Source organism: Plantactinospora siamensis, from assembly GCF_042434095.1.
Taxonomy (GTDB): Bacteria; Actinomycetota; Actinomycetes; order Mycobacteriales; family Micromonosporaceae; genus KBS50.
This window is the reverse complement of sequence record NZ_JBHLUE010000016.1, coordinates 560,233-583,383: the sequence shown is the minus strand read 5'-3', so window position 1 is coordinate 583,383 and position 23,151 is coordinate 560,233. Positions and strand designations below refer to the sequence as shown.

Here is a 23,151-nt window from a genome sequence, read left to right as displayed (position 1 = left end):
CCGAGGGCGGTGGGGATGCTGCGGGCAGTGGGGACGTTGAGACCGGATTAGGGTGGCGGGGGTGGAGTTGGAGCCCGTCGAAGCGCCCATCGTCGCCGTCACCGTCTTTCCGGATCGGGCCCGGGTGAGCCGCCTGGCGCAGGTCACGCTGCCGCCCGGCGAGCACCGGATCCGGATCTCCCCCCTTCCGCTCGGGCTGCACCGGGACTCGCTGCGGGTGAGCGGCTATGGCCGGGCCACCGTGCTCGGCGTCGACCTGGCCACCCGCCGGATGCCGCGCAGCGCCGATGAGCGGGTGGCCGAGCTGACCCGTCGCCGGACGGAACTGGCGGCGGAGGAGGCCGGCCTCACCGACGCCGACGAGGTCGAGCAGCGCCGGGACACCTTCCTCGCCGGCGTCGCGGACCGAGCCACCGGTACGTACGCCCGGGCGCTCGCGGCGGGTGAGGTGACCCCCGGCGACCTCGCGCGGTTCGCCGACGCGATCGCCGAGCAGATCACCGGCGCGCGCGACCGGCGCCGCGAACTCGGCCGGCGGCGGGTCGAGCTGGCCGAGGAGATCGCCGCCATCGATCGTTCGCTCCAGGCGCTCGGCGACGGGGAGCCGGACCATCTGGTCGCCGATGTCACGCTGTCGCTGGCCGAGCCGGCCGAGTCGGGCGCGCCCGGCGACGATGACGAGGCGCCGACGGCTGAGCCCGGCGACCACGCCGAGGCGTCGGCGGCCGAGCCCGGCGACGACATCGAGGTGGAGCTGACGTACCTGGTCGACGGCGCCGGCTGGCGCTCCTCGTACGATCTCCGGCTGGTCGACCAGACGCTCGGGGTGACCTGGTTCGGGCTGGTCAGCCAGCGGACCGGCGAGGACTGGCCGGAGTGCGACCTGCGGCTGTCCACCGCCCGCCCGGCGGGGTCGACGACCGTACCGGAGCTGACGCCGTGGTATCTGGACCGGGACCGGCCGGTCCCGCCTCCCGCGCCGCGGCCCCGGCCCGCCGGTGGCGCGATTCCGGCCGCGGCGGCCTTCGCCCGGGCCGGTGGCGGCCCCGAACCGGCCCGCGAGTTCAAGCAGGCCGTCGCCACGGTCGAGCAGGGGGTCGCGGCGGCCACCTACCGGCCGGCGCGGGCGGTGGCGGTGCCGGGCGACGGCAGCAGCCACCGGGCCACCGTGGCGGTGTTCGACCTGCCGGCCCGGCTGGACCACGTGACCGCGCCGGTACGCGAGCCGGCCGCATACCTGCGGGCCACCGTGCGGAACACCTCCGCGCACACCCTGCTGCCGGGCCCGGCCGCGGTGTTCCACGGCGCCGACCTGGTCACCGGCACCCCGCTACGGATCTGGGCGCCCGGCGAGGAGCTGGAGCTGGCGCTCGGGCTGGACGACCGGATCCGGGTCGAGCGCGAGCTGGTCCGCCGCGAGGCCGGCCGGGCCACGCTCGGCGCGGCCCGGCGCCGGGAGGTCGAGTACCGGGTGACCGTGGCCAACCACACCCCGCGCCCGGCCGAGGTCGTGGTGCTCGATCAGCTGCCGGTGTCCCGGGACGACGGCATCGCGGTGCGGGAGACGCGGCTGGAGCCACCGCCCGTCGAGCGGACCGACCTGGGGGAGCTGACCTGGCGGCTCCGGCTGGACCCCGGGCGGTCGGCTGAGCTCACGATGGCGTTCCGGGTCGACACCGCCAAGGGGGTGGAGCTGGTCGGCTGGCGGGAGTGAGGCGCCGCGATCGTCGCCCAGCCGGGGTCCCCCCGCACCGGCCGTACCATGGGCTCATGGCCGAAACCACCTCGCTTCCGGCGCCCGAGCGCGCGGCGCTCGCGGCCGGTGTGGTGCGCCGGCTCAGCCACGTGGCCCGCGCCATCCGGCATCACATGGACGCGGACCTCGCGGCCCTCGGCCTGACCCCCGCGGCGGCGCGGGCCCTCGACCGGCTCGACCCGGACCGGCCGCTGCCGGCCCGTGACCTGGCCGAGCAGCTCAACTGCGACCGCTCCAACGTCACGGCCCTGGTCGACAAGCTGGAGGAGGCCGGGCTGGTGTGCCGGCGCGCCGACCCGGCGGACCGCCGGCTGAAGACCCTGGTGGTGACCGACGCCGGCCGGCGCGCCCAGGTGCGGGTACGCCGGGTGCTCGGCGACTCGCGGCTGCTGGACGGGCTCGGCGACGACGAGCTGGCGACCCTCGGTGATCTTGTGGAGAAGATCTCCAACGGCGGCTGCCCGGAGGACTGCGGCGGGTCCTGACCTGGGCGCCGCCCATGGTCGGCCGCGGCGACACGCAGCCCGACACGAGGGCCGAAAGTGGTCGCGGGTGGCGCCGATCGGTAATGCTTTCCGGCGTGACCACCCCTCAAGATCTCGACGAGCGGTTCCGCGAGGCGGTCGCCGCGCTGTCCCGGCCGACCGGGGCACGGGCGGCCGGGCAGCCGGTCCGGGACGGGACGGGGCTGACCGGGCAGCGGGCCCGGGAGCTGTTCGACGCCCAGGTCACCAGCCGGCACCTCGATCTCGCGGCCCGCTGGCTGCGCAGCTTCGGCGAGGGGTACTACACGATCTCGTCGGCCGGCCACGAGGGCAACGCGGCCGTGGCCGCGGCGCTGCGGCCGACCGACCCGGCGCTGCTGCACTACCGGTCCGGCGCCTTCTACTGCGTACGGGTGGCCCAGGCCGCGCCCGACGCGGCGGCCCCGCCCGCGCCCGACGCGGCGGCCCCGCCCGCGCCCGACGCGGTGGCCCCGGCCGCGCCCGACGCGGTGGCCCAGGCCGCGCCCGACGCGGCGGCTCCGGCCGCGCCCGACGCCTCGGTCGATGCGCCGGGCCCGGTCGAGGCTGCCGGACTGGCCGGGGCGCCCGAGCCGAGCGGCCCGGCCGGGGCCGCCGGGCCGATCGACGTCCCCGACCCGATCGAGGTGGCCGACTCGGCGGCCGCCGACCTGGCCGCGCCCGATGACCCCGCCGACGCCGGTCCGGAGCTGCTCATCGACTTCGCCGCCGCCGACCCGCCCACCGGCCCGGAGGCGCCCGCCGACCCGGCCCTGGCCACGGACCCGGGCCTGGCCACGGACCCGGGCCTGGCCACGGACCCGGGCCTGGCCACGGACCCGGGCCTGGCCACGGACCCGGGCCTGGCCACGGACCCGGCCCTGGCTGCCGACCCGGCCCTGCCAGCCGAGCCAGGCATGACCGAGGCTGATCCCGGGCCGGTCCGCTACGTGGCGGATCCCGCCTTCGACCCGGTTCCGGCCGACGCCGGGTCGGCCCTGGGCGCCGCGGACCCGGCCGGTGCCGGGTCGGTCCCGGGCGCTGTGGACGTGGTCGGTGTCGGGTCGGCCCCGAGCGGTGGCCGGACCGCTCCCGCCGGGGCGGACGGCGCGGCGGACCTGCCGGGGTGGATCGCCGACGCGGCCCGGGACGTGCTGCGCGGCGTCGTGGCGTCGGCCCGGGAACCGATCGCGGGCGGCCGGCACAAGGTGTTCGGCAACGCCGGGCTGGCCGTCATTCCCACCACCTCGACGATCGCCTCGCACCTGCCCCGCGCCGTCGGCATCGGGCTGGCCATCGAGCGGCAGCGCCGGCTGACCGCCGACGCCGCCAGCGGAGGCTCGCCGTGGCCCCGCGACGCCGTGGTGGTCTGCTCGTTCGGCGACGCCTCGGTGAACCACGCGAGCGCCACGGCGGCGCTCAACACGGCCGGCTGGTGCGACCACACCGGGCTGCGGATGCCGGTGCTCTTCGTCTGCGAGGACAACGGGCTGGGCATCAGCGTCCGGTCGCCGCGCGGCTGGGTGGAGGCAACGCTGCGGGCCCGGCCAGGGCTGCGGTACTTCGCCGCCGACGGGGCGGACCTGGGTCGGGCGTACGACGTGGCGGCCGAGGCGGTGGCCTGGGTGCGGCGGCACCGCCGGCCCGCGGTGCTGCACCTGAACACCGTACGGCTGATGGGCCATGCCGGGGCGGACGCCGAGCAGGCGTACCGGCCGGCCGCCGACATCGCCCGCGACCTGGACCGGGATCCGGTGCTGGCCACGGCCCGGCTGCTCGTGGCGGCCGGCCTGGCCACCCCGGACGAGCTGCTGGCCCGGTACGACGAGATCGGCTGGCGGGTCCGGCAGGTGGCCGAGGACGTGCTGGGGGAGGAGAAGCTGGCCGGCGCGGCCGAGGTGGTGGCCCCGCTCGCGCCCCGGCGACCGGCCCGGACCGTACGGGCCATCGCCGAGGCCGCGGACCGAGCGGCCGGCGCCGGCGCGGCGGCGCGGGCGGCCGCGTTCGGTGACCGCCTGCCGGAGCTGGCGGAGCCGCTCACCCTGGCCCAGGCCATCAACGCCACGCTCACCGACGCCATGCTGGGCAACCCGGCCATGGCGGTGTTCGGCGAGGACGTGGCGGCCAAGGGCGGCGTGTACGGGGTCACCAAGGGGCTGCGTGAGCGGTTCGGCCCGGCCCGGGTCTTCGACACGCTGCTGGACGAGACGTCGGTGCTGGGGCTCGCCCTGGGCGCCGGGCTGACCGGGCTGCTGCCCGTGCCGGAGATCCAGTACCTCGCGTACCTGCACAACGCCGAGGACCAGTTGCGCGGCGAGGCGGCCACCATGCGGTTCTTCTCCGCCGGGGCGTACCGGAATCCGATGGTTGTCCGGGTCGCCGGCCTGGCCTACCAGGAGGGGTTCGGCGGGCATTTCCACAACGACAACTCGGTGGCGGTGCTGCGCGACGTGCCGGGGCTGGTGGTGGCGGTGCCGGCGCGGCCCGATGACGCCGCGGCCATGCTGCGGACCTGCCTGGCCAGCGCCGAGGTGGACGGCAGCGTCTGCGCGTTCCTGGAGCCGATCGCGCTCTACCACACCCGGGATCTGTACGCTGACGGCGACGGCGGCTGGCTCACCGGCTATCCGGCGCCGACGGCGTGGGCGGATGGGCACGTGCCGATCGGCCGGGCCCGGACGTACGGCCTCGGCTCGGCCGAGGACCTGACGATAATCACCTTCGGTAATGGGGTTCGGATGTCCCTGCGGGTCGCCGCCCGGCTCGCTGCCGAGGGCGTGGGCTGCCGGGTGGTGGATCTGCGCTGGTTGTCGCCGCTGCCGGTGGCCGACCTGGTGAGGGAGGCCACAGCGACCGGCCGGGTGCTGGTGGTGGATGAGACCCGGCGGTCCGGCGGGGTCGCCGAGGGAGTGATCGCGGCCCTGGTGGACGCCGGATATGTCGGCTCGGTCCGTAGAGTGGCTTCCGTGGACTCGTTCATCCCGCTCGGACCGGCCGCCCGTCAGGTACTGGTCACCGAAGACGCCATTACCGAGGGTGCCCAGACGCTGCTGGCAGGGTAAATTCTCCTGCACCCCGGTGCGCCACTTGCGCGCCGACAAACAAGTGTGTGAACTCTGCCGTGTCGGTGTCGTCCGGACACCGCGGGCAGTGAAAGACGAGGAGGCATGCGACAGTGAGCGCGACCGCGGGTCAGGCCGCCGACGGGGTGCGGAGCCTGGCGGACCGGTTCGGCATCGAACCGGGGATGGTCGTCATGGAGATGGGCTACGACGACGACGTAGACCAGGAACTCCGGGACGCCCTGACCGATCGTTGCGGTGAGTTGGTCGACGAGGACACCGACGAGGTGGTCGACGCGGTGCTGGTGTGGTACCGCGACGGCGACGGTGACCTGTTCGAACTGCTTGTCGACGCCCTCGGCCCGCTGGCCGACAACGGCGTGGTGTGGCTGCTGACCCCCAAGGCGGGACGGCCCGGCCACGTCGAGCCGAGCGACGTCAGCGAGTCGGCGCCCACGGCCGGCCTCCAGCAGACCTCCACGGTGAACGCCGGGCGGGACTGGAGCGGCGCCCGCCTGGTGCTGCGGCGGGGCAGCAAGGCCAAGAAGTAGCACCGACCCCGGGCGCCGCATCGGCCGATCGGCGCCCGTGGTTGGCTGGGCTTCAACCCGACTTGCGAGGAGTACGCATGCCCATCGAGGTTGGTGCCGAGGCGCCGGACTTCGTCCTGAAGGACCAGAACAACCAGGAAGTCCGGCTGTCGGACTTCCGTGGCAGCCGCGCCGTGCTGCTGGTCTTCTACCCGCTCGCGTTCACCGGCATCTGCCAGGGTGAGCTGTGCGAGGTACGGGACAACCTCAACGAGTACGTCAACGACGACGTCCAGGTGCTCACCGTGAGCGTCGACTCGGTCTACAGCCACAAGATCTGGGCCGACCGGGAGGGCTTCCAGTTCCCGCTGCTGGCCGACTTCTGGCCGCACGGCGCGGTGGCCCAGGCGTACGGCGTCTTCAACGACGTGGCCGGCATCGCCAACCGCGGCACCTTCGTGATCGACAAGGCCGGCGTGGTCCGCTTCGCCGAGATGAACATGCCCGGCGAGCCCCGCGACCAGCAGGGCTGGCGCAAGGCCCTCACCGAAGCCACCGCCTGAGCCCTCCCCGCACGGCTCCTCTCGTCGATCTTGCACTTTGGGCCCCCGATTCGCACGGGATGCCTGCTTTGTCGGGGCCAGAAGTGCAAGATCGACGGGGAGTGGGGCGTGTGGGCGGGCGGGGGCGGCACGGTAAGGTGGCGCTGCCGGATTTTGCCCGTGAGGGCGGCCCGGGCGCGTAGCTCAGTGGGAGAGCACTCGCCTTACAAGCGAGGGGTCGCAGGTTCGAAACCTGCCGCGCCCACCACGCACCACCAGCACCGAAGCCGGCTCCATGTCGCGGGCCATCAGCCCCCTCCGGTCAGACGATGGTGGGGGCGGCGCGATCGAGCCGGCGGGTTCGGAGCGGGGATCAGGCGCTCGGATCGTGGGTCGGGATGATGTGGACCTGGTTCCGGACGGCGTGCAGCCGGTGCAAAGTACGGAAGGCCGCGTCGCGATCGTGGTCGACGAGCCATCCCGGGTACGGCGCCTTCTGTCGGACGTGTTCGATCTGCAGCCCGTGCCAGGCCGCGTCCCCGGCGACCAGCACTGGTCCGTCAGGGGTACGCAGCAGGACACCGGCACTCCCCGGCGTATGCCCGGCCAGCTCGACCATGATCACTGACCCGTCGCCGAGCAGGTCGTGACTGCGTTCGAAGGTGAGCACCGGCGGCCCCTCCAACTCGTAGCTGTCCAGCCGGCGGCCCTGTAGCGCGGCTCGGACGCCGCCTGCGGGTGCGGCGTCGCCGGACATCATCCAGTCCCGTTCCCGCTCCCGCACCATGACCGGCAGCCCAGGAAGGTCGAGCAGTCCGCAGACGTGGTCCCAGTGCAGATGGGTGGGGAGTGCGAAGTCGATCGTGTCGACCGGAATGCCGGCCCGTTCCAGCGCCGTCGTGGTTGGCACCACCTGATGGCGCGGCCGCACCGCCGGCCGCAGCGTCCACGGCAGCTCGTCGATCACCCGATCGCCGACGTCGACGCAGACCGACGGGTCGAGCAGCACGGTCACCTTCGGATGCCGGATCACGTACGTGGTCAGGGCGTTGCCAACCCGGCGCGGTGTCCGGACGGCCTCGGCGATCAGCGGCGTCGGCACCGACCGCGCCGTCTGGTTCAAAGCGAGCAGCTCGACCTCGACATCCCCGCGCGGGAGACCGGCGTCGGACAGCCCGGCCAGAAAGCGCCGGTCGATCGGACGCGGCCGGATCAGGCGGTACGGCAGCGCAGCCAGCGCACCGGCCGCCACCGTAGTCTGACGGATCGTTTGGATCATGAGCTTCTCCCCTTACCCTGGCGCATCGCGCTCGACGGGAGGACCGTAGAAGTTCAGGTTGACCTGAAGTCAATGAAGGAGCTCGCGTGACGACATGGCGAATCGGAGACGCGGCGGCACTGGTCAGCGTCCCGACGCATGTGCTGCGGCATTGGGAGGAGGTCGGGGCGCTCGAACCGGCCCGGCTTGCCAACGGGCACCGGGTCTACGACGACGAAACGATCACGCGGGCGCGTCTGATCCGGCTCTGCCAACGAGCAGGCATGTCACTGACCGAGATCGGAGAGCTGTATCGCGGCGACGGTCAGCGCCGCGTCGGACTGGTACGTGACCGGCGGGACCGGATCGCCGACCAGATCCGTCGACTACACGCCGCACAGGACTTCCTTGATCACGTACTCGCATGCGCGCACCCGATGGTCTCGGCCTGCCCAGAGTGCAGCAGCCTTGCCGGCGGGTCGGCATCAGACCTGACCAACGATCCGTCCCGGGGACATGCCTGACAAGTCCGGCGGCGGTCGGCCCGGTCAGTCGATGCCTTCGACGATGCGGAAGTCGCGCTCGACGGCGTCGGAGAGGACGGCCAGCGCCTCCTGGTAGGCCTCGCTCTCGTGCGCCGCGACGGCCTGGTCGAAGCTGTCGAACTCGACCAGGACGGTGCGCTCGGCGATACCGGCGTCGTGTGCGACGACCCGACCGCCGCGGACGAGGGTGCGCCCACCCACGGCCCGGACGGCCGGACCGGCCAGCTCGTTGTATGCAGCCAGCTTTTCGGGGTCGAAAATGGTGCGGTAAACACTGACCCAGTAGCCCTTGGCCACGGAACCTCCAGTGTGTCGGGTCGCCGGACGTGAGTGCTAGCTCCCTCTCAGGCGCACGGACACCACTCTAGGATCCGAGGCCCGAGTCGCGCCTTCCCGTAAGCCGGTGCCGACAGCAACCCGGAGAGCGACCGCTCAGAGCGCCGGCGACCGGCGGCTCAGGAGGTGTGCACCGCGGCCGAAGCCACGGGCCACCGTCCGCGAATCGAGCGCCCGAGTAGAACCGGTTGAGTTCGATGAGCGTTGCCCCTCACAAATCCCCCGGCCGGCCCGTCGGAGGGCTGAGGCGCCACAGGGGCGCCGGAACGGGAGAGCCTTCATGCCAACCGAGCAGGACACCACCGAGCAGGACACCATCCAGTCGCGGCTGCCCGACCCGATGCAGTTCTTTCCCGAGATCGGGGAGATCGCCGGCGGGATGACCAGGGCCGCCATGAACGGGTCGGTCCCGCGGGCGACCATCGACCTGGCACATCTGCGCGCCGGCCAGCTGGTCGGCAGCACTTACCACACCCTCCGGGCGGCCGGGCAGCTCCGCTCGGCCGGGGAGGCCGAGGAGCGGATCACCGCGGTGGCCTCGTGGCGGGACGCGCCCTGCTTCACCGACGCCGAACGGGTGACGCTGGAGATCGTCGAGGCCGTGCTCACCCCGAACCCGTTCGGCGAGCGCGTCCCCGACGAGCTGTTCGGCAGGGCGGCCGAGCACTACGACGAGAAGGCGTTGTGGACGCTCACCGTCGCGATCGGGCAGATCTGCTTCTTCATCCCGGTCGCGCTCATCGCCAAGCCGATCCCCGGCAAGGCGCCGGGGCAGAACTACCGCCGCTAGGGTTCCCGCACCCAGGCCAGCATGTCCCGCCAGTGGTCCGGCGACGGCGTGTGCCCGGCGTCCTCGGCGATCCGGACCTCGGCGTGGGGCATCCGGACGGCGATCCGCGGCGCGTCGACCACGGCGCTGCCCGGATCGCCCCGGCCGGCCCAGATCAGCGTCCGGCACGGCACGTCGGCGAGCCGGAAGCCCCACCGGGCGATGTCGGTGGCCAGCCAGTCGCCGGCCAGGCCGGCGGCGCCCTGGCGGGCGCCCTCGATGTTGGACTCCTCGCCCGGCCGCAGCCACGGGTCCGCGCCGGAGGCCAGCAGCCGGCGGTGCTGCTGGAGCGGGTCGTCGGCGTACCAGGCGGCGGCGCGGGTCACGAAGCGCCGGCCGAGACCCGGGACGCCGCGCAGAGCGAGCGCCTGGAGCCGCTCCCGGCCGCGCAGCGTGCCCAGTTCCCGGTACGGGCCGGTGCAGCCGGCCGCCACCACGCCGGTGAGCCGGTGCGGGAGGCGGGCGCCACAGGCCAGCGCGTACGGCGCGCCGCCGGAGAAGCCGACCACGCCGAAGCGCTCGATCCCCAGCGACGTGGTGAGCGCGTCGACCGCGTCGGCGACGCCCAGCAGGGTCGGTCGGCGGACCGGCGTGGACCGGCCGTACCCGGGGCGGTCGATGGTGAGCAGGCGGATGCCCGACAGGGCGGCGTCGTCGGGGCGGCTGAGCCGGGACCCGGGGGTGCCGTGCAGGAACACCACCGGCGTCCCGGCCGGGTCGCCGTACTCGGCCCAGCCCAGCACCCGATCACCCGGCAGCGTGAACTCCACGTCGCCCTCTCCCACCGTGGTCCTCCCGATGACCGACAAGCTCAGATCGACAGGCCGCTATTGAAACATCCATGTGCCGGGTCGAGTGCCTCCTCGGCAGCCGCGCAGCGACAGGGGGAACGCCACGCCGACGTCACACCTGTCCGGCGGATGCTTCGTCGCCGACCCGGATCACACCGGTGTTCAGCGGGATCAGTCGGACCCCGAACCAGGTCCGCCCGTCGAACCTGCGGTGCCGGGCGAGCGTACGGATGGGCTCCTTCCCGCCGATCAGGGTGCTCGGATCGATCAGGGTGAGCTGGCAACGGTCGCAGCGTTCGGCGAAGCGGAAGTGGATCTCGCCGACGCGTACGGTCTGCCAGCCATCCTCGGCGAAGGGCTCGATCGCTCCATCCAGGACGATGCTGGGCCGGAATCGGGCCATCGGCAGCGGCTCCGGTGCGGCCTCCCCGCGTTCCGCCGCTTCCTCGGCGATCCACTCGTCGAGCCGGCGCAGCGAGGGTACGGTCGTGGCGAGCAGCGGGCCGGCGTCGGAGAGGTTGAGCGGATCGCCTGGCCGGCCGCCATGGCTGGTCGAGACCGAGCGGCGGCGGGGATCGTCGAGCCAACCCAGACGTACCGGCTGGTGCAGCTGGGTCGACAGCCATTCGTGCGCGTCGTCGCCGGCGAGGCGTACCCGGTCGAGCCGGGAGATGGCCGCGGACGCCGGCGGTCCGTCCACCGGCTCGCCCACGGTGTGGACGGAGCCGTCCCGGCCGGTGAGGGTGATCGACCCGGCTCCGGGAACCGCGGTGACGCCCAGCATCCGGCGCTCACGACGGGCGGTCAGGTAGCCGCCGTCCGCGTCCAGGACGAGCCACCGGCGGTCGTGCCGCAGCCCCCACCGCTCGACGGCGGCCTCCTCGACGGACACGCCACCGAGGGATTTGACCGGATAGACCTGCGCGGCCGCGAGTCGCATGCGCCGACGATAGATCATCGGCCTTGTCGGGTACGTCCGGCGAACGAACGGTCGTCACCCGGGGTGATCGGCGGCCTAGCTTCCCGTCAGCTCGGCCAGCAGCGCGGCAACCCGTACCCTGATCTCGTCCCGGACCCGGCGGACCACCTCGATGGGCTGCCCGGCCGGGTCGGTGAGCTTCCAGTCCTCGTAGCGCTTGCCGGGGAACACCGGGCAGGCGTCACCGCAGCCCATGGTCACGATGACATCGCTCGCCCGGGCGTCGTCCCAGCTCAGTCGTACCGGGATCTGTTCGGTGAGGTCGATGCCGACCTCGCGCATGGCCGCGACCGCGACCGGGTTGATCCGATCGGCCGGCTCGCTGCCGGCGGAGCGGACCTCGACGGAGTCACCGGCCAGGTGGCGGAGCCAGCCGGCGGCCATCTGGGACCGGCCGGCGTTGTGTACGCAGACGAACAGGACGCTGGGCTTGGTCATTGGCGCACCGTTTCGGGGGAGAGCGGGGGTACGACGACGTCGCCGGCATCGCGAGCGGCGTCGGGGAACCAGAGGGCGATGGCACCGATGGCCACCAGGCCGCCGGCCAGCTGGGCGACCACGAAGCCCGGGACCGAGGCCGGGGCGATCCCGGCGAAGGTGTCGGTGAAGGCGCGCCCGATCGTGACGGCCGGGTTGGCGAACGAGGTGGACGAGGTGAACCAGTAGGCGGCGCCGATGTAGCCGCCGACGGCCGCGGGCGCGGCGCCGGTCCGGCCCGTGCGGGCCAGCGCGAAGACCAGCACGACCAGCCCGGCGGTGGCCACGACCTCCGCGAGCCACAGATGGCCGCCGGTGCGGTCGGTACGGGCCCAGGCGACGGCCGGGAGGTCGAACATGACGTTCGCCAGGGCGGCCCCGACGACGGCCCCGGCCACCTGGGCGGGCAGGTAGCCGGCCAGCTCCCGTCCGGACAGCCCGGTCCCGGCGCGCCGGCCGAGCCACCAGTCCACGGCCGAGACGACCGGGTTGAAATGGGCGCCGGACACCGGGCCGAAGATCAGGATCAGCGCGCCCAGGGCGAGGGCCGTGGCGATGGCGTTTTCCAGGAGCTGGAGCCCGACGTCGGCGGGGGAGAGCCGAGCGGCCGCGATCCCGGAGCCGACGACCGCGGCCACCAGCAGCGCGGTGCCGGTGAACTCGGCCGCGGCCCGGCGCGGCAGGGTGCCGGTCACGTGCCGGCCGGGACGCTGGCGGGCAGCGCCAGCAGCGCGCCGAGCTGGCGGAACGCGGCCGGCCGCACCCGGTACCAGACCCAGGTGCCGCGGCGCTCGGAGTCGACCAGCCCGGCCTCGCGCAGCACCCTGAGGTGGTGCGAGATCGTCGGCCCGGACAGCTCGAACGCCGGGGTGAGGTCGCAGACGCACATCTCCGGCACCGAGGCGATCATCGACATCAGCCGCAGCCTGACCGGGTCGCCGAGGGCCTTGAACATGGGCGCCACCTCCGCCGCCTGCTCGACGGCCATCGGCCGGACGGCGAGCGGCGCGCAGCAGCCCGGGTCGGCGCGCTCGGCTTGTTTCGACATGGCTCTAGGTTGACAGATGTCAAAACAGGGTGCAACAGTGGGTCCTGCTTCGAAACCCATCTAGACAGGGGGAACCCGATGTCCCGCGTTCAGCTCGCCCTCCGGGTATCCGACCTCGAGGGCTCCGTGGCCTTCTACAGCAAGCTGTTCGACACCGAGCCGGCCAAGCGTCGCCCCGGATACGCCAACTTCGCCGTCGAGAACCCGCCGCTGAAGCTCGTCCTCATCGAAGGCGGGCCCGGCGAGCCCACCGTCATGGATCACCTGGGCGTCGAGGTCTTCGCCACCGACGAGGTCACCGCGGCCACCCGACGGCTCACCGACGCCGGCCTGATCACCCTGGAAGAAAACGACACCGAGTGCTGCTACGCCCTCCAGGACAAGGTATGGGTACGCGGGCCCGGTGACGAGCCGTGGGAGGTCTACACGGTCAAGGGCGACGCCGACACCCTCACCAAGGGCGGCGACGAGTGCCGGTGCGGCGAAACCTCCGCCGCCGAGCCGTCCGCCGCCGGCGCAGCCGCCACCGGTTGCTGCTGACGTCCACGGGGTGCCCGCCGGCCCCGGCGGGCGGGCGCCCCGTCGACCGTAGACTGCGCCGATGGCGGTCAGGCGGATCAAGCCGAACATCCGGTCGGAGCGGTTCGAACAGAGCCGGGCCCTCTACCGGGACGTGCTCGGGCTCACCGAGCAGCCCGGGCTGGACTGGATCCTGTTCTTCGGGACGGACCAGCGCGAGGTCCAGCTCAGCGTCATGGGCCAAGATCTGAAATCGACGGTCTATCCCGACGTCTCCGTCGAGGTGGACGACGTCGACGCCGTGTACGCGCGCGCCGTCGAGGCCGGGGTGGAGATCGTGTACCCGCTCACCGACGAGGAGTGGGGGCTGCGCCGGTTCTTCCTGCGCGACCCCGGCGGGACCACCGTGATCAACGTGACCCAGCACAATTAGGGGGATGATCGGGGCCTTCGGTCCGATCTGGATCCTCACGGCCCTCGGGTACGCGATCCGGCGGGCCGGCCTGCTCGACGAGGCCGCCGCGGCGGTCCTCGGCCGGTTCGTCTTCCACCTGGCCATGCCCGCCGCGCTGTATCTCACCCTGTCCCGGCTGCCGCTGTCCGGCTTCGCCGGGCCGTCGCTACTGGCCTTCGCCGCCAGCACCGGGACGGTGATCGGCCTCGGCTGGCTCGCGGCCCGCCGCCTGCTGCACCGGCCGCCCGGCGACGGCGTGATCTGGGGGATGGCCGCCGGCTACGTGAACTCGGCGAACCTCGGCATCCCGATCGCCACCCGGGTGCTGGGTGACGTCTCGTTCCTGGTCGAGGTGGTCCTCGTACAGTCGCTGCTGGTGACCCCGGTCATCCTGCTGGCCCTGGACCGGGCCGCCGACCCGGACCGGCGGATCCGGGTCCGCCGGCTGCTCACCATGCCGCTGCGCAACCCGGTGATCCTGGGGGTGGCCTTCGGGGTGCTGGCCTCGGCGACCGGCTTCCGCGCCCCCGGCGTACTGGCCGACAGCCTTTCGCTGCTCTCGGCCGCCGCCGTCCCGGCGGCGCTGGTCGCGCTCGGCGCCTCCCTGCACCGTCAACCGGGGCGCAGCCGGAGCCGGGAGGCGGCGGCCGAGAGCGCCGGCTCCGCGGCCGAGAGCGCCGGCTCGGCGGCCGTCGCGTCGCCCGAGCGGGGGTACGGGGAGCTCGGCGCGACCACCGTGGCGAAGCTCGCGGTCCAGCCGCTGGTGGCGTGGCTGGCCGGCCTGGCCCTGCGACTGCCGGGCCCGGAGCTGCTGGCCGTGGTGGTCTGCGCCGGCCTGCCCACCGCGCAGAATACGTTCATCTTCGCCACCGAGTACCGGGTGGCCGAGGCGCTCTCCAGCCGCGCGGTGATCGCCACCACCGCGTTCTCGCTGGCCACCCTCGCGGCGATCGCCGCGCTGCTGGGTTGAACCGTCAGACCGGTTCGTCCCGGTCGCGGAGCGCGTTGCGGACCCGTGCCGGCACCCGGAGCCGGTCATCGGCCATCAGCCGTCGCAGCTCATCGGCGTGCGCGTCCGGGTCGAGGGTCAGCCGGGCCAGCTCGTCGAAGAGCGCGGTCCGCGCGTCGTCGATGGTCTCCGCCGGCCCGGGCATGACGCCCCAGACGTCCCACGGCAACAGCTCCAACCCCACCAGCGCGGCGGCGTCCCGCATGAGGTTGGCGGCCACCCACCACATGCCGGCCTCGGGGATGATGCTGAGCCCGAAGGTGTCCGGGTCGGCCTCGCCGGCGCGGCACCGCAACCAGGCGTCGCCGGCGACCACGAACCGGTCCCGGGGCACGTCGGTGACGTCGAAGTCGATGCCGAACAGCTCCCGCTGCGGCTCATCGAGCTGGGCGTCCACCAGGACCCACCGCCCCCGCCGGGCGTCCCAGCACTCGGCCACCCAGTGGTCCTCGTACAGCCCGGCCGCGAAGTAGGCGCCGAACCCGCAGCGGGCCCGCGCCGGGATGCCGCGCAACCGCAGCGCGGTCACCAGCAGCACCGTGAAGTGCCGGCAGTTGGCCGCCACCCGGCGCTCCGGCGGCCGGGGCGCCCCCAGCGGCCGGTCGTCCCGCTCGACGATCCGGGCCAGCAGTTGCTCGACCGGCCGCAGGTGCACGGTGTCCCGGTCGGCGTCGGTGAGCGTCACGCCGTACCGGTGGGCGATGTGTTCGTGGATCAGCAGGCCGTGCTCGACGGCGGCCAGCCCGGCCACCCCGTCGGGCAGCCGTTCGAGCAGCGGAGCGTACGCCCCGGCCGAGGTCATCCGGCCGGGTCGGGCGTAGTCGGCCAGCGTGGCCGGTGACTGGGTCGGCATCGAACAAGGATGCCAAAATTCGGCCGAATTCTCCGCCCGGGGCGGGCCGGCCGGGGCCGCATGCACGCCCGCGGGAAAAATCTCGCTGCCGATGTCCTCCGCGTGGCGGTGCCGGACGACGCGTCGGTGAAGGCCGACGCTGGACCGGGATCCGGCGCGTTGGCCGGGACCGGCCGCCGGCCGGTCCGCCCGAGCAGGAAAGGGACACGCCATGCAGCAGCGCATCACCCCGTACCTCTGGTTTGACGGCCAGGCCGAGGAGGCCGCCGACCGCTACGTCGCCATCTTCCGCAACTCGCGGATCCTGCACGTGCAGCGGTACGGCGAGCACGGGCCCGGCACCCCGGGCACCGCCATGGTGGTCGAGTTCGAACTCGACGGGCTGCGGTTCGCGGCCCTGAACGGCGGCCCGCAGTACCACTTCACCGAGGCCACGTCGTTCCACGTGCCCTGCGAGACGCAGGACGAGGTCGACGAGCTGTGGGAGAAGCTCACCGCCGACGGTGGCGAGCCGGGCCAGTGCGGCTGGCTCAAGGACCGGTACGGCGTCTCCTGGCAGATCGTCCCGACGGAACTGCCGAAGCTGCTCGGCGGCCCGGACCCGGACGCCTCGGGCCGGGCCCTGCAGGCCATGTTCAAGATGCGCAAGCTCGACATCCAGGCCCTGCGCGACGCGTACGACGGGAAGCCCTGACCGCAGCGGCGGTGGCGCCCGCCGGGCCGGTGATGTTAGGAAGGGCCCCTTCCTATACAAAAAGCGATAACAAGGGGCCCTTCCTTTCATGAGCCGGGTGTTTCGGCACGGCGGGTATCCGACGTTCTGGACCGCTGACACCGTTTCGATGTTCGGCAGCTACGTCACCACGGTGGCGTTGCCGGTGGTGGCCATCGGCACGCTGGGGGCGTCGGACACCGAGGTGGGCCTGATCAACGGCGCGCGGTGGGTGCCGTACCTGCTCTTCGGGCTGCTCGCCGGCGTCGTGGCCGACCGGTACCGGCGGCGGCCCATCCTGGTCGGCGCCGATCTGGTCCGGGCGGCGCTGCTGGGGCTGCTCGCCGCGCTCGCCGTTACGGGAGCACTCCGGATCGCCGGACTGGTGGCCTTCGTCATCGTGTTCGGGGCGCTGTCCCTGCTGTACGAGGCGGCACACCAGTCGTACCTGCCCCGGCTGGTGCCGCCGGCCGCGCTCACCGCGGCGAACGCCCGGATGGAGCAGAGCGGGTCGGTGGCGCAGACCACCGGTCCGTTCCTGGGCGGCTCGCTGGTGGCCGCGCTCGGCGCGCCGCTGGCCCTGCTGGTCGACGCGGTGTCCTATCTGGTCTCCGGGCTGCTGTTGGCCACCATCCGGCGACCGGAGCCGGCGCCCGAGCGGCACGACCGGCACCTGGGTCGCGAGCTTCGGGAGGGCCTGGCCTGGGTCTACCGGCACCCGGTGCTGGCGCCGTACGCGATCACCCTGCATGTCCGGTTCCTGATGGCCAGCATGACCTCGACCGTCTTCACCCTGTTCGTGCTGCGCGGGCTGAACCCGGGCCTCCCGGGCGACCGGGCGGCGTTCGGGCTCGGGGTGGTGCTCGCGGTGGGCGGCCTGGGCGCGCTGGTCGGCAACTCGCTGTCCGGGCTCGTCGGGCGGTACGGCATCGGCCGGTCCATCCTGCTGGAACGTTTCGGCGAGCCGGTCGGCTGGATCGTGGCGGCCCTGGCCGGAGCGGGGGTCGGCGGTTGGATCCTGGTCGGTGCCGCGCAGTTCCTGGTCTGGGCCGCGCTCGGGGTGAGCGGTCCGAATGAGATGGGTTACCGCCAGGCGGTGACGCCCGATTATCTCCAGGGCCGGATGAACGCCACCATCCGGTCGCTGAACTGGGGGATGTTCACCGTGGGCGCCCCGGTCGGCGGGCTGCTCGCCCAGCACCTGGGGTATCGGCCGGCCATCTGGGTGGGCGTGGCCGGCCTGCTGGCCGGGGCCGTCGCCGCGGCGCTGTCACCGCTGCGGCACGCCCGCCACCCCGAGCCGGTCCCGGACGGAGCGCGCCGTGGGGCGGAGGGCTCGCCGCCGGCGACTGCCGACCGCGACAGATAGTCGGGCGATTCACCGGCAGAAGCCTGACGGACGTGCAAACGGCGAGAAACGTCGTGCCTGATAGTCATCATCTATGGGTCTCGGGCATGACGTTTCTACGTCGTATCGCCTCGGGCACGGTCCCGGCTCGGGAAACGAGCTGTTTTCGGTGATCGGAAAACTGGCCGGGCGGGGGACACGCAGCGTGCCCGACTGGTGCACAATTCGACGATGAACGATCCGCGGTTGCCCGCCCTGACCAGGGCCGAACAGGATCTGGTTGAGCACTACCTGCGGGTGGTCGACTTCGTCGGACGGGCCAACCCGGCGTCCGACACCGGGCACTTCGACGTGATGCGGTGCGTGCTGGCCGCCCAGGGGCTGCTGGCCGAGGCCCGGGCCCTGCTGGTGGCCGCCGAGACGATGCGGGAACGCGGCGAGACCGAGGTGTTCCCGCAGACCCTGGCCCGGGCCATGCGGATCCTGGACGGCGAGCGGCGTACCTCCCGGGTGCTGCTTCCGCCGGAGTAGGCCGCCTCAGCCGGCGGTTGCCGGCCCGTCCTACACCGGCGGTCCGTCGCCGCCAGCGGTCGGTCGAGGCGCGTCTGCGCCGCCGGCGTCGGGTTGGCCGGCGTCGCTGGCCCTTAGGTAGCGCCGGGCCCGCCGCCGGTTGGCCCACCAGGCCCAGAACAGCAGCGCCATGGCGGTCAGCAACATGAGCGAGATCGGTCGGTTGGCGTCGACGATCAGCAGGTAGATGTCGAACAGCGCGAGCGCGCCGGCCGCCCACGGCAACCAGCGCTGCCGCAGCTGCCGTTCGGCCAGCTCGCGGGCCACGGCGTCGATGCGCGGCGTCGGCACGTGGCCGGTCCGGACGGCCGCCAGGGCCTCGCGCTGGGTCCCCGGATCCGCTGCCACGAACCCGGACTCCCGGCGCCGCTGGGAAAGGACCAGCAGCACCACCGCGACCAGGGCCATCAGTACGACGATGGCGCTGGCGACCGACGAGCGATCGCCGACCACCAGCGCCGAGACGAGCCAGGTCAGGACCGCCGCCGCGGCCAGGCCGCCGAGCACCAGCAGGACCCTCGTGCGATTCCGACGCTCCCGGTCCGATCCCCGGGTCGATTGTGGATCCCCCGTCATGCGTCGATTGCTACCCGCCGGGGCCTCCGGGCACTCCATTTCCCGGTCTGGGAGTTCGGCACCGGACGGGCGGTTTCCGGGTCGGTGTTCGCGAACCGGTCGCGCTGTCCGGCCCGTACCGGATCCGCCGGGAGCGGCGGGCGTCCGACCCGGCGGCGTACCGACATGACCCGGCGTCTTCGGGGAACGCGGCCGGCATGGTGGCCTCCACCGACCGTGCCCAGCGCGCCGGCGTCCCCGACGGCGCCGGTCCGACCGTCGGCGTCCTCGGCTCGTACGGCGGTCGGAACCTCGGCGACGAGGCGATCCTCACCGGTCTGCTGGCCGATGTGCGGGCCCGGCGTCCCGACTGCCGGATCGTGGTGTTCTCCCGCAACCCCGCCCACACCCTCGCGGCGCACCCCGGCGTCACGGCCGTGCCCTGGGAGGGGGTGAGCCGGAACGACTCCTCGGCCGCCCTGGACCGGCTCGACCTGCTGCTGCTCGGCGGGGGCGGCATCCTGTACGACAGCGAGGCCCGCCGCTACCTGCGGATCGTGCTGGCCGCGCAGGAACGCGGGCTGCCGGTCTGCACGTACGCCGTGGGCGCCGGGCCGCTCACCGAGAGCGTGGACTGCGCCATGGTGCAGGAGAGCCTGGCGGCCGCGCAGGAGGTGACCGTGCGGGACGTCGAGTCGTGCCTGCTGCTCGAGGAGGTCGGGGTGACCCGGCAGATCAACGTCACGGCAGACCCGGCCATGATGCTCCAGCCGGAACCCTTCCCCGACGAGTTGCTGCGGGCCGAGGGGATCCGGCCCGGCCGGCGGCTGGTCGGGATGAGCGTGCGCGAACCGGGCCGGGCGGCCGCCCGCCTCGACGTGGACGGCTATCACCGGCTACTCGCCCAGGTCGGCGACTTCCTGGTCACCCGGCTGGACGCCGACGTGATCTTCGTGCCGATGGAACCGGACGACATCCGGCACTCGCACGGGGTGCTGTCCAACATGGTGACCGCCGCCCACGGCCGGATCCTGCACGGCGACTACCGGCCACGACAGGTGCTCGGCCTGATGCGGCATTTCGACTTCGCCGTCGGGATGCGGCTGCATTTCCTGATGTTCGGCGCGATGACCGGGGTGCCGCTGCTGCCCCTGCCGTACGCGGGGAAGGTCTTCGACTTCGCCCAGCGCATCGGCGCGCCGACGCTGAAGGGAGTCGAACGGGAGGTGGAGGGGCCGCTGCTGGCCGAGGTGGACCGGCTGTGGGACGAGCGGGACCGGCGGCTGCCCGAGACCGACCGCCGGGTGGCCGAGCTGTGCCGGCGGGCCGCCCGCACCGGCGCGGCCATCGACCCGGTGCTGCAGGGCCTCGGCCACCCGGCGCGGTGACGCGGCCCGCCCGCGCGTCCCGGGCCGGCCCGCACGCGCGTCCCGGACCGGCCCGCACGCGCGTCCCGGGCCGGCCTGCCCGCGGGGCGGGGCCGCGCGCGGGCGGGGCGGGCGGGCGGGGCGTCAGGTGGCCGGGCCGCGCCACCGGTAGATCCACCCTTCCGCGCCGGCGGCGGACTCCAGCTCGTAGATGTCGGCGTGGGCCAGCCCGCCCTCGCCCAGCCAGTGATGCGTCAACGGCGGCCGGCCGGTCGTGTCCAGCTCCACGTTGATCATCTCTCCGTCGGCGGGGCCGTCGGCCAGCCGTACCCGGGTGGTTGCCATGCCTGCCAGGTGCCCGTTTCCGCGGCGGATAAGCGGGAACCCGCCGGTGTGCAGGCGGTGGGGCAGACGTGGGACGCGCGCCAGTGCGGGCTGGTCGGCGACGGCGCGACCAACGACCAGCCGGCGCTGGCCGAGCTGGTCGACCGGCTCGGCGCCGGCTACGCGGCCGACGGCATCCCCCGGGTCATCCACTGCCCGCCGGGGGTGTACGCGATCCGCGACGCCGGCACGGTCTGGCGCAGCGGGGTGTCGCTGGTCGGCTCGGGCATCGGGGTGACCCGCTTCGTGCTGTCCAACCCCGGCGACCGCAGCCAGCCGGTGCCGCTGGCGTACTTCACCACCGTGCAGCACGGGGCATCCCGGGAGAACCACATCGCCGACTGCACCTTCGCCGGTTTCGAGATCGACGGCTCCGGCGTCGTCATGGACGACTACAACTACCTGGCCAAGGGGCTGGGCCTGCAGTACGTGCGCCGGGGCCGGTTCCGGGACCTGTGGATCCACGACACCGGCGCCACCGGGCTGGGCTGCGACTTCCTGCAGGACACGGTGATCGACGCGGTGGTGGCCGAGCGCTGCGGCCGGCTGGACAACGGGCGCCAGATGGGCGGGGCCGGCATCGGGATCGGGATCGGTGGCTGGGGCCCCAGCGAGCGGCTCACCGCGACCGCCTGCAGCACCCTGGGCAACGGCACCAACGGCATCTTCGTGGAGCTGCAGAAGGACTACTGGCCGCCGCCGCGTGGCATCCGGATCATCGGCTGCCACGCCGAGGGCAACCGGTACGGCATCTCCGACTGGGGCGCCGACGGCCTGATCGTGTCGGCCTGCACCATGCTCGGCAACCGGGTGGCCGGCTACGACGTCTCCACCCACGGGACCGCCGGGGTGGCCGGCCGGGGCGGCATCGTCACCGACTGCGTCATGGACGGCAACGTCTCCTCGGGGGTGAGCTTCGGCGGCGGCACCGGCCCGTACCTCATCCGGGGCAACCGGATCAGCGGCAACGGCCGGTACGGCTTCCGGCTGCACGACATCGGCAGCCCGCAGCAGCCGCCCATCCGGGAGATCGTGCTGGACGGCAACGACATCTGGGGCAACGGGCTGAGCGGCATCCAACTCGACGCCGCCTCCACCGATCTGACCCTGGTGGGCAACCGGATCCGCAGCAACGGCCGCCGCGCCGGCCCGGCCGCCGCCGGGCAGGGACCCGACGTCCGGTACGGGCAGCTGAGCATGACCGACAGCTCCGCCGACTGGGCCCCCGACGCACACTTCGGCAAGGAGCTCGTGGTCGACGGCCGGACCGCCATGGTGATGTCGAACGACCGGAACCGCCTGACGCTCACGCCCATCCGGGCCGGGCTGCCGACCGCGTGGACCGGCGAGGCCTGGCCGGAGCCCGACCCGGACGGCGGGCCGCCGCCGGACGGCGCCGGATACCGGCTGCTCGGCCCGCCGCCGCACCGCGCCGGCGTCACCGTCGCGGGCCGGACCACCGGCCTCACCATGCGGAACAACCGGGTCTGGGACGGGCTCGAGCCGAAGACCCAGACCGAGGGGATCTGGGTCACCGGGCAGGGGTTGTGCCGGAACGCGGCCGTCGAGGACAACGACCTGGCCGGCAACCGCGACGTGGCGATCCTGCTGGACACCCCCGCCGAGGGCGGCCGATGGGCCCGCAACCACGGCTGCGACGACGGGTGACGCCAGCCCGGGCGGCGCGTGGCCGGTCACGCTGGCCAGGGGCGGCGCGCGCCGATGACGGCGGCCCGGGGGCTGCCGCCGGTCAACCTCGGCCCGGGCGCTCCCGCCGGTCAACCCCGGCCCGGGCGCTCCCGCCGGTCAACCCCGGCGGGGGGTGGGAAGCAGCCCCGACGGGTACTCCATGCCGTCGTGCGTGCACGCGGCCGCGGCCACCCGCGCGGCGTAGCCGGCCGCCGGCTCCGGCGGCGCGCCGGCGAGGCTGGCGGCCACGAAGCCCGCCGCGAACGCGTCGCCCGCGCCGTTGGTGTCCAGCACCGGCCCGGGGGCGGGCGCCGCCGGCACCGCCAGCGCGGACCGGTCCGCCCGGACCAGCGTGGCGCCCGAGCCCCGCCGGTGACCAGCACCGTCCGCGGCCGCGGCGCCGCGGCCAGGTCCCGAGCCAGCGGTACGGCCCGGTCGGCGAGCCCGGTGTCGCTGAGGAAGACCAGGTCGGCCGCGGCCAGGAAGGGCCGGTGGTAGGCGTTCCGCCCGTCCCAGTCGTGCAGGTCGGTCGACAGCTGGGCGCCGGGCCGCAGCGCCGACCGCAGCCCGGCCAGCACCGGCGGCACCCACTCCATGATCGAGACGTGGACGTGCCGGGCCGCCCGCACCAGCTCGGCCAGCTCGGCGGCGGTGAACGGCGCCGGACCGGTCCACGGGCCCCGCGGGTCGTACAGGGACATCCGCCGGCCCGCCGGATCGACCAGGTTCACCGATCGCCGGGTGCCGCGCGGATCGGTGCGCAGCCGGGCCTCGACCGCGGCCCGGTCCAGCGCCGTACGCACGATGTCGCCCAGCGGATCGTCGCCGAGCACATCCACCAGCGTCACCCGCAGGCCGAGCGCGCGGGCCGCCAGCGCCACGCCGGCCCCGGTGTTCCCGATTCGCGGCTCGATCGGCGGCACGGTCACCGAATCCGCGGCCGGCAGCGGCAGCCCGGGCACCCGGGTCCGGATGTCGACGCCCAGACCACCGATCACGAGAAGATCCGACACGACTCGGCAGGATAGCGGGGGC

General features: G+C 73.8%; 26 protein-coding genes and 1 tRNA gene. 16 read left to right on the top strand and 11 right to left on the bottom strand.

Translation table 11 applies throughout. From position 1 onward, the window contains the following. Positions 1-61: 61 nt before the first annotated feature. From ACFFHU_RS20055 to ACFFHU_RS20030, 6 genes are all read left to right on the top strand, one after another. Complete coding sequence (locus ACFFHU_RS20055; RefSeq protein ID WP_377341048.1) at positions 62-1,714, top strand: mucoidy inhibitor MuiA family protein; 1,653 nt, start codon at positions 62-64, stop codon at positions 1,712-1,714. 56 nt (positions 1,715-1,770) lie between these two features. Beyond that, entirely contained in the window at positions 1,771-2,241 is a 471-nt protein-coding gene (locus ACFFHU_RS20050) for a MarR family winged helix-turn-helix transcriptional regulator (RefSeq protein ID WP_377341046.1), read from the top strand. Positions 2,242-3,086: 845 nt separating this feature from the next. Next, positions 3,087-5,321, top strand: coding sequence for a transketolase C-terminal domain-containing protein (locus ACFFHU_RS20045; RefSeq protein ID WP_446687013.1), 2,235 nt, complete (start codon positions 3,087-3,089; stop codon positions 5,319-5,321). 113 nt (positions 5,322-5,434) lie between these two features. Beyond that, positions 5,435-5,872 (top strand): DUF3052 domain-containing protein, encoded by a 438-nt coding sequence (locus ACFFHU_RS20040; protein WP_377341042.1) that lies wholly within the window; start codon positions 5,435-5,437, stop codon positions 5,870-5,872. A gap of 77 nt (positions 5,873-5,949) precedes the next feature. Next, complete coding sequence (locus ACFFHU_RS20035) at positions 5,950-6,414, top strand: peroxiredoxin (RefSeq protein WP_377341040.1); 465 nt, start codon at positions 5,950-5,952, stop codon at positions 6,412-6,414. A 172-nt stretch (positions 6,415-6,586) separates the two neighbouring features. Then, a tRNA-Val gene (locus ACFFHU_RS20030) sits at positions 6,587-6,661 on the top strand. A gap of 105 nt (positions 6,662-6,766) precedes the next feature. Here the strand turns inward: ACFFHU_RS20030 and ACFFHU_RS20025 are convergent. After that, a complete protein-coding gene (locus ACFFHU_RS20025) occupies positions 6,767-7,672 on the bottom strand; it encodes an MBL fold metallo-hydrolase (protein WP_377341038.1) in 906 nt (301 codons plus the stop codon). An 86-nt stretch (positions 7,673-7,758) separates the two neighbouring features. Between ACFFHU_RS20025 and ACFFHU_RS20020 the strand changes: the two genes are divergently transcribed. After that, positions 7,759-8,175: a helix-turn-helix domain-containing protein gene (locus tag ACFFHU_RS20020; protein WP_377341037.1), complete on the top strand. Its 417-nt coding sequence runs from the start codon at positions 7,759-7,761 to the stop codon at positions 8,173-8,175. Positions 8,176-8,199: 24 nt separating this feature from the next. Here the strand turns inward: ACFFHU_RS20020 and ACFFHU_RS20015 are convergent, their stop codons facing one another. Further along, positions 8,200-8,493 carry a DUF1330 domain-containing protein gene (locus tag ACFFHU_RS20015; protein ID WP_377341035.1) on the bottom strand — a complete coding sequence of 98 codons (294 nt, stop codon included), beginning with the start codon at positions 8,491-8,493 and terminating at the stop codon, positions 8,200-8,202. Positions 8,494-8,812: 319 nt separating this feature from the next. Here ACFFHU_RS20015 and ACFFHU_RS20010 point away from each other — a divergent pair, with 319 nt between their 5' ends. Next, a complete protein-coding gene (locus ACFFHU_RS20010) occupies positions 8,813-9,322 on the top strand; it encodes a carboxymuconolactone decarboxylase family protein (protein WP_377341034.1) in 510 nt (169 codons plus the stop codon). On the opposite strand, the gene ACFFHU_RS20005 is transcribed toward ACFFHU_RS20010, so the two are convergent. The 5 genes from ACFFHU_RS20005 to ACFFHU_RS19985 all read right to left on the bottom strand — a co-directional run bounded on the left by ACFFHU_RS20005 (position 9,319) and on the right by ACFFHU_RS19985 (position 12,656). After that, a complete protein-coding gene (locus tag ACFFHU_RS20005; protein ID WP_377341032.1) occupies positions 9,319-10,146 on the bottom strand; it encodes an alpha/beta fold hydrolase in 828 nt (275 codons plus the stop codon). The genes ACFFHU_RS20010 and ACFFHU_RS20005 overlap by 4 nt on opposite strands. 118 nt (positions 10,147-10,264) lie before the next feature. Further along, positions 10,265-11,092, bottom strand: a complete 828-nt coding sequence (locus ACFFHU_RS20000; protein WP_377341031.1) for an MOSC domain-containing protein — start codon at positions 11,090-11,092, stop codon at positions 10,265-10,267. Positions 11,093-11,167: 75 nt separating this feature from the next. Further along, positions 11,168-11,569, bottom strand: a complete 402-nt coding sequence (locus tag ACFFHU_RS19995) for an arsenate reductase ArsC (RefSeq protein WP_377341029.1) — start codon at positions 11,567-11,569, stop codon at positions 11,168-11,170. Then, positions 11,566-12,303, bottom strand: a complete 738-nt coding sequence (locus tag ACFFHU_RS19990) for an aquaporin (RefSeq protein WP_377341027.1) — start codon at positions 12,301-12,303, stop codon at positions 11,566-11,568. The genes ACFFHU_RS19995 and ACFFHU_RS19990 overlap by 4 nt, the downstream gene beginning before the upstream one ends. Then, positions 12,300-12,656 (bottom strand): ArsR/SmtB family transcription factor, encoded by a 357-nt coding sequence (locus ACFFHU_RS19985; RefSeq protein ID WP_377341025.1) that lies wholly within the window; start codon positions 12,654-12,656, stop codon positions 12,300-12,302. Before ACFFHU_RS19985 ends, ACFFHU_RS19990 begins: the two co-directional genes overlap by 4 nt. A gap of 78 nt (positions 12,657-12,734) precedes the next feature. Here ACFFHU_RS19985 and ACFFHU_RS19980 point away from each other — a divergent pair, with 78 nt between their 5' ends. The 3 genes from ACFFHU_RS19980 (at position 12,735) to ACFFHU_RS19970 (ending at position 14,599) form a co-directional block, all read left to right on the top strand. Further along, a complete protein-coding gene (locus ACFFHU_RS19980) occupies positions 12,735-13,196 on the top strand; it encodes an ArsI/CadI family heavy metal resistance metalloenzyme (protein WP_377341024.1) in 462 nt (153 codons plus the stop codon). Positions 13,197-13,257: 61 nt separating this feature from the next. Next, positions 13,258-13,608: a VOC family protein gene (locus tag ACFFHU_RS19975; RefSeq protein WP_377341023.1), complete on the top strand. Its 351-nt coding sequence runs from the start codon at positions 13,258-13,260 to the stop codon at positions 13,606-13,608. 4 nt (positions 13,609-13,612) lie between these two features. After that, positions 13,613-14,599 carry an AEC family transporter gene (locus ACFFHU_RS19970; RefSeq protein WP_377341021.1) on the top strand — a complete coding sequence of 329 codons (987 nt, stop codon included), beginning with the start codon at positions 13,613-13,615 and terminating at the stop codon, positions 14,597-14,599. A 4-nt stretch (positions 14,600-14,603) separates the two neighbouring features. Here the strand turns inward: ACFFHU_RS19970 and ACFFHU_RS19965 are convergent, their stop codons facing one another. Further along, on the bottom strand, positions 14,604-15,491 hold the full coding sequence (locus tag ACFFHU_RS19965; RefSeq protein WP_377341020.1) for a transglutaminase family protein: 888 nt from the start codon (positions 15,489-15,491) through the stop codon (positions 14,604-14,606). 211 nt (positions 15,492-15,702) lie between these two features. Here ACFFHU_RS19965 and ACFFHU_RS19960 point away from each other — a divergent pair, with 211 nt between their 5' ends. The 3 genes from ACFFHU_RS19960 (at position 15,703) to ACFFHU_RS19950 (ending at position 18,082) form a co-directional block, all read left to right on the top strand. Then, entirely contained in the window at positions 15,703-16,185 is a 483-nt protein-coding gene (locus ACFFHU_RS19960; RefSeq protein ID WP_377341019.1) for a VOC family protein, read from the top strand. A gap of 88 nt (positions 16,186-16,273) precedes the next feature. Further along, entirely contained in the window at positions 16,274-17,572 is a 1,299-nt protein-coding gene (locus ACFFHU_RS19955; RefSeq protein ID WP_377341017.1) for an MFS transporter, read from the top strand. A 210-nt stretch (positions 17,573-17,782) separates the two neighbouring features. Continuing rightward, positions 17,783-18,082, top strand: coding sequence for a hypothetical protein (locus ACFFHU_RS19950; RefSeq protein ID WP_377341015.1), 300 nt, complete (start codon positions 17,783-17,785; stop codon positions 18,080-18,082). A 30-nt stretch (positions 18,083-18,112) separates the two neighbouring features. On the opposite strand, the gene ACFFHU_RS19945 is transcribed toward ACFFHU_RS19950, so the two are convergent. After that, positions 18,113-18,697 carry a hypothetical protein gene (locus ACFFHU_RS19945; RefSeq protein WP_377341013.1) on the bottom strand — a complete coding sequence of 195 codons (585 nt, stop codon included), beginning with the start codon at positions 18,695-18,697 and terminating at the stop codon, positions 18,113-18,115. Positions 18,698-18,894: 197 nt separating this feature from the next. Here ACFFHU_RS19945 and ACFFHU_RS19940 point away from each other — a divergent pair, with 197 nt between their 5' ends. Further along, the gene (locus ACFFHU_RS19940) at positions 18,895-20,064 is read left to right on the top strand and encodes a polysaccharide pyruvyl transferase family protein (protein ID WP_377341011.1); all 1,170 of its coding nucleotides are present in this window, start codon (positions 18,895-18,897) and stop codon (positions 20,062-20,064) included. 123 nt (positions 20,065-20,187) lie between these two features. Here the strand turns inward: ACFFHU_RS19940 and ACFFHU_RS19935 are convergent, their stop codons facing one another. Next, positions 20,188-20,388 carry a DUF8847 domain-containing protein gene (locus ACFFHU_RS19935; RefSeq protein ID WP_377341009.1) on the bottom strand — a complete coding sequence of 67 codons (201 nt, stop codon included), beginning with the start codon at positions 20,386-20,388 and terminating at the stop codon, positions 20,188-20,190. A 57-nt stretch (positions 20,389-20,445) separates the two neighbouring features. Between ACFFHU_RS19935 and ACFFHU_RS19930 the strand changes: the two genes are divergently transcribed. Next, positions 20,446-22,095, top strand: a complete 1,650-nt coding sequence (locus tag ACFFHU_RS19930) for a right-handed parallel beta-helix repeat-containing protein (RefSeq protein ID WP_377341008.1) — start codon at positions 20,446-20,448, stop codon at positions 22,093-22,095. Between the two features lie 138 nt (positions 22,096-22,233). Here the strand turns inward: ACFFHU_RS19930 and ACFFHU_RS19925 are convergent, their stop codons facing one another. Next, positions 22,234-22,410 carry a PfkB family carbohydrate kinase gene (locus ACFFHU_RS19925; protein WP_377341239.1) on the bottom strand — a complete coding sequence of 59 codons (177 nt, stop codon included), beginning with the start codon at positions 22,408-22,410 and terminating at the stop codon, positions 22,234-22,236. Positions 22,411-23,151 lie beyond the last annotated feature (741 nt).

Excerpts from the sequence above, each read along its gene's own strand:
- ACFFHU_RS20050 (WP_377341046.1), top strand. The coding sequence starts at position 1,771 with ATGGCCGAAACCACCTCGCTTCCGGCGCCCGAGCGCGCGGCGCTCGCG.
- ACFFHU_RS20035 (WP_377341040.1), top strand. The coding sequence starts at position 5,950 with ATGCCCATCGAGGTTGGTGCCGAGGCGCCGGACTTCGTCCTGAAGGAC.
- ACFFHU_RS20025 (WP_377341038.1), bottom strand. The coding sequence starts at position 7,672 with ATGATCCAAACGATCCGTCAGACTACGGTGGCGGCCGGTGCGCTGGCT.
- ACFFHU_RS20010 (WP_377341034.1), top strand. The coding sequence starts at position 8,813 with ATGCCAACCGAGCAGGACACCACCGAGCAGGACACCATCCAGTCGCGG.
- ACFFHU_RS20000 (WP_377341031.1), bottom strand. The coding sequence starts at position 11,092 with ATGCGACTCGCGGCCGCGCAGGTCTATCCGGTCAAATCCCTCGGTGGC.
- ACFFHU_RS19995 (WP_377341029.1), bottom strand. The coding sequence starts at position 11,569 with ATGACCAAGCCCAGCGTCCTGTTCGTCTGCGTACACAACGCCGGCCGG.
- ACFFHU_RS19985 (WP_377341025.1), bottom strand. The coding sequence starts at position 12,656 with ATGTCGAAACAAGCCGAGCGCGCCGACCCGGGCTGCTGCGCGCCGCTC.
- ACFFHU_RS19980 (WP_377341024.1), top strand. The coding sequence starts at position 12,735 with ATGTCCCGCGTTCAGCTCGCCCTCCGGGTATCCGACCTCGAGGGCTCC.
- ACFFHU_RS19975 (WP_377341023.1), top strand. The coding sequence starts at position 13,258 with ATGGCGGTCAGGCGGATCAAGCCGAACATCCGGTCGGAGCGGTTCGAA.
- ACFFHU_RS19970 (WP_377341021.1), top strand. The coding sequence starts at position 13,613 with ATGATCGGGGCCTTCGGTCCGATCTGGATCCTCACGGCCCTCGGGTAC.
- ACFFHU_RS19965 (WP_377341020.1), bottom strand. The coding sequence starts at position 15,491 with ATGCCGACCCAGTCACCGGCCACGCTGGCCGACTACGCCCGACCCGGC.
- ACFFHU_RS19960 (WP_377341019.1), top strand. The coding sequence starts at position 15,703 with ATGCAGCAGCGCATCACCCCGTACCTCTGGTTTGACGGCCAGGCCGAG.
- ACFFHU_RS19955 (WP_377341017.1), top strand. The coding sequence starts at position 16,274 with ATGAGCCGGGTGTTTCGGCACGGCGGGTATCCGACGTTCTGGACCGCT.
- ACFFHU_RS19950 (WP_377341015.1), top strand. The coding sequence starts at position 17,783 with ATGAACGATCCGCGGTTGCCCGCCCTGACCAGGGCCGAACAGGATCTG.
- ACFFHU_RS19945 (WP_377341013.1), bottom strand. The coding sequence starts at position 18,697 with ATGACGGGGGATCCACAATCGACCCGGGGATCGGACCGGGAGCGTCGG.
- ACFFHU_RS19940 (WP_377341011.1), top strand. The coding sequence starts at position 18,895 with ATGGTGGCCTCCACCGACCGTGCCCAGCGCGCCGGCGTCCCCGACGGC.
- ACFFHU_RS19935 (WP_377341009.1), bottom strand. The coding sequence starts at position 20,388 with ATGGCAACCACCCGGGTACGGCTGGCCGACGGCCCCGCCGACGGAGAG.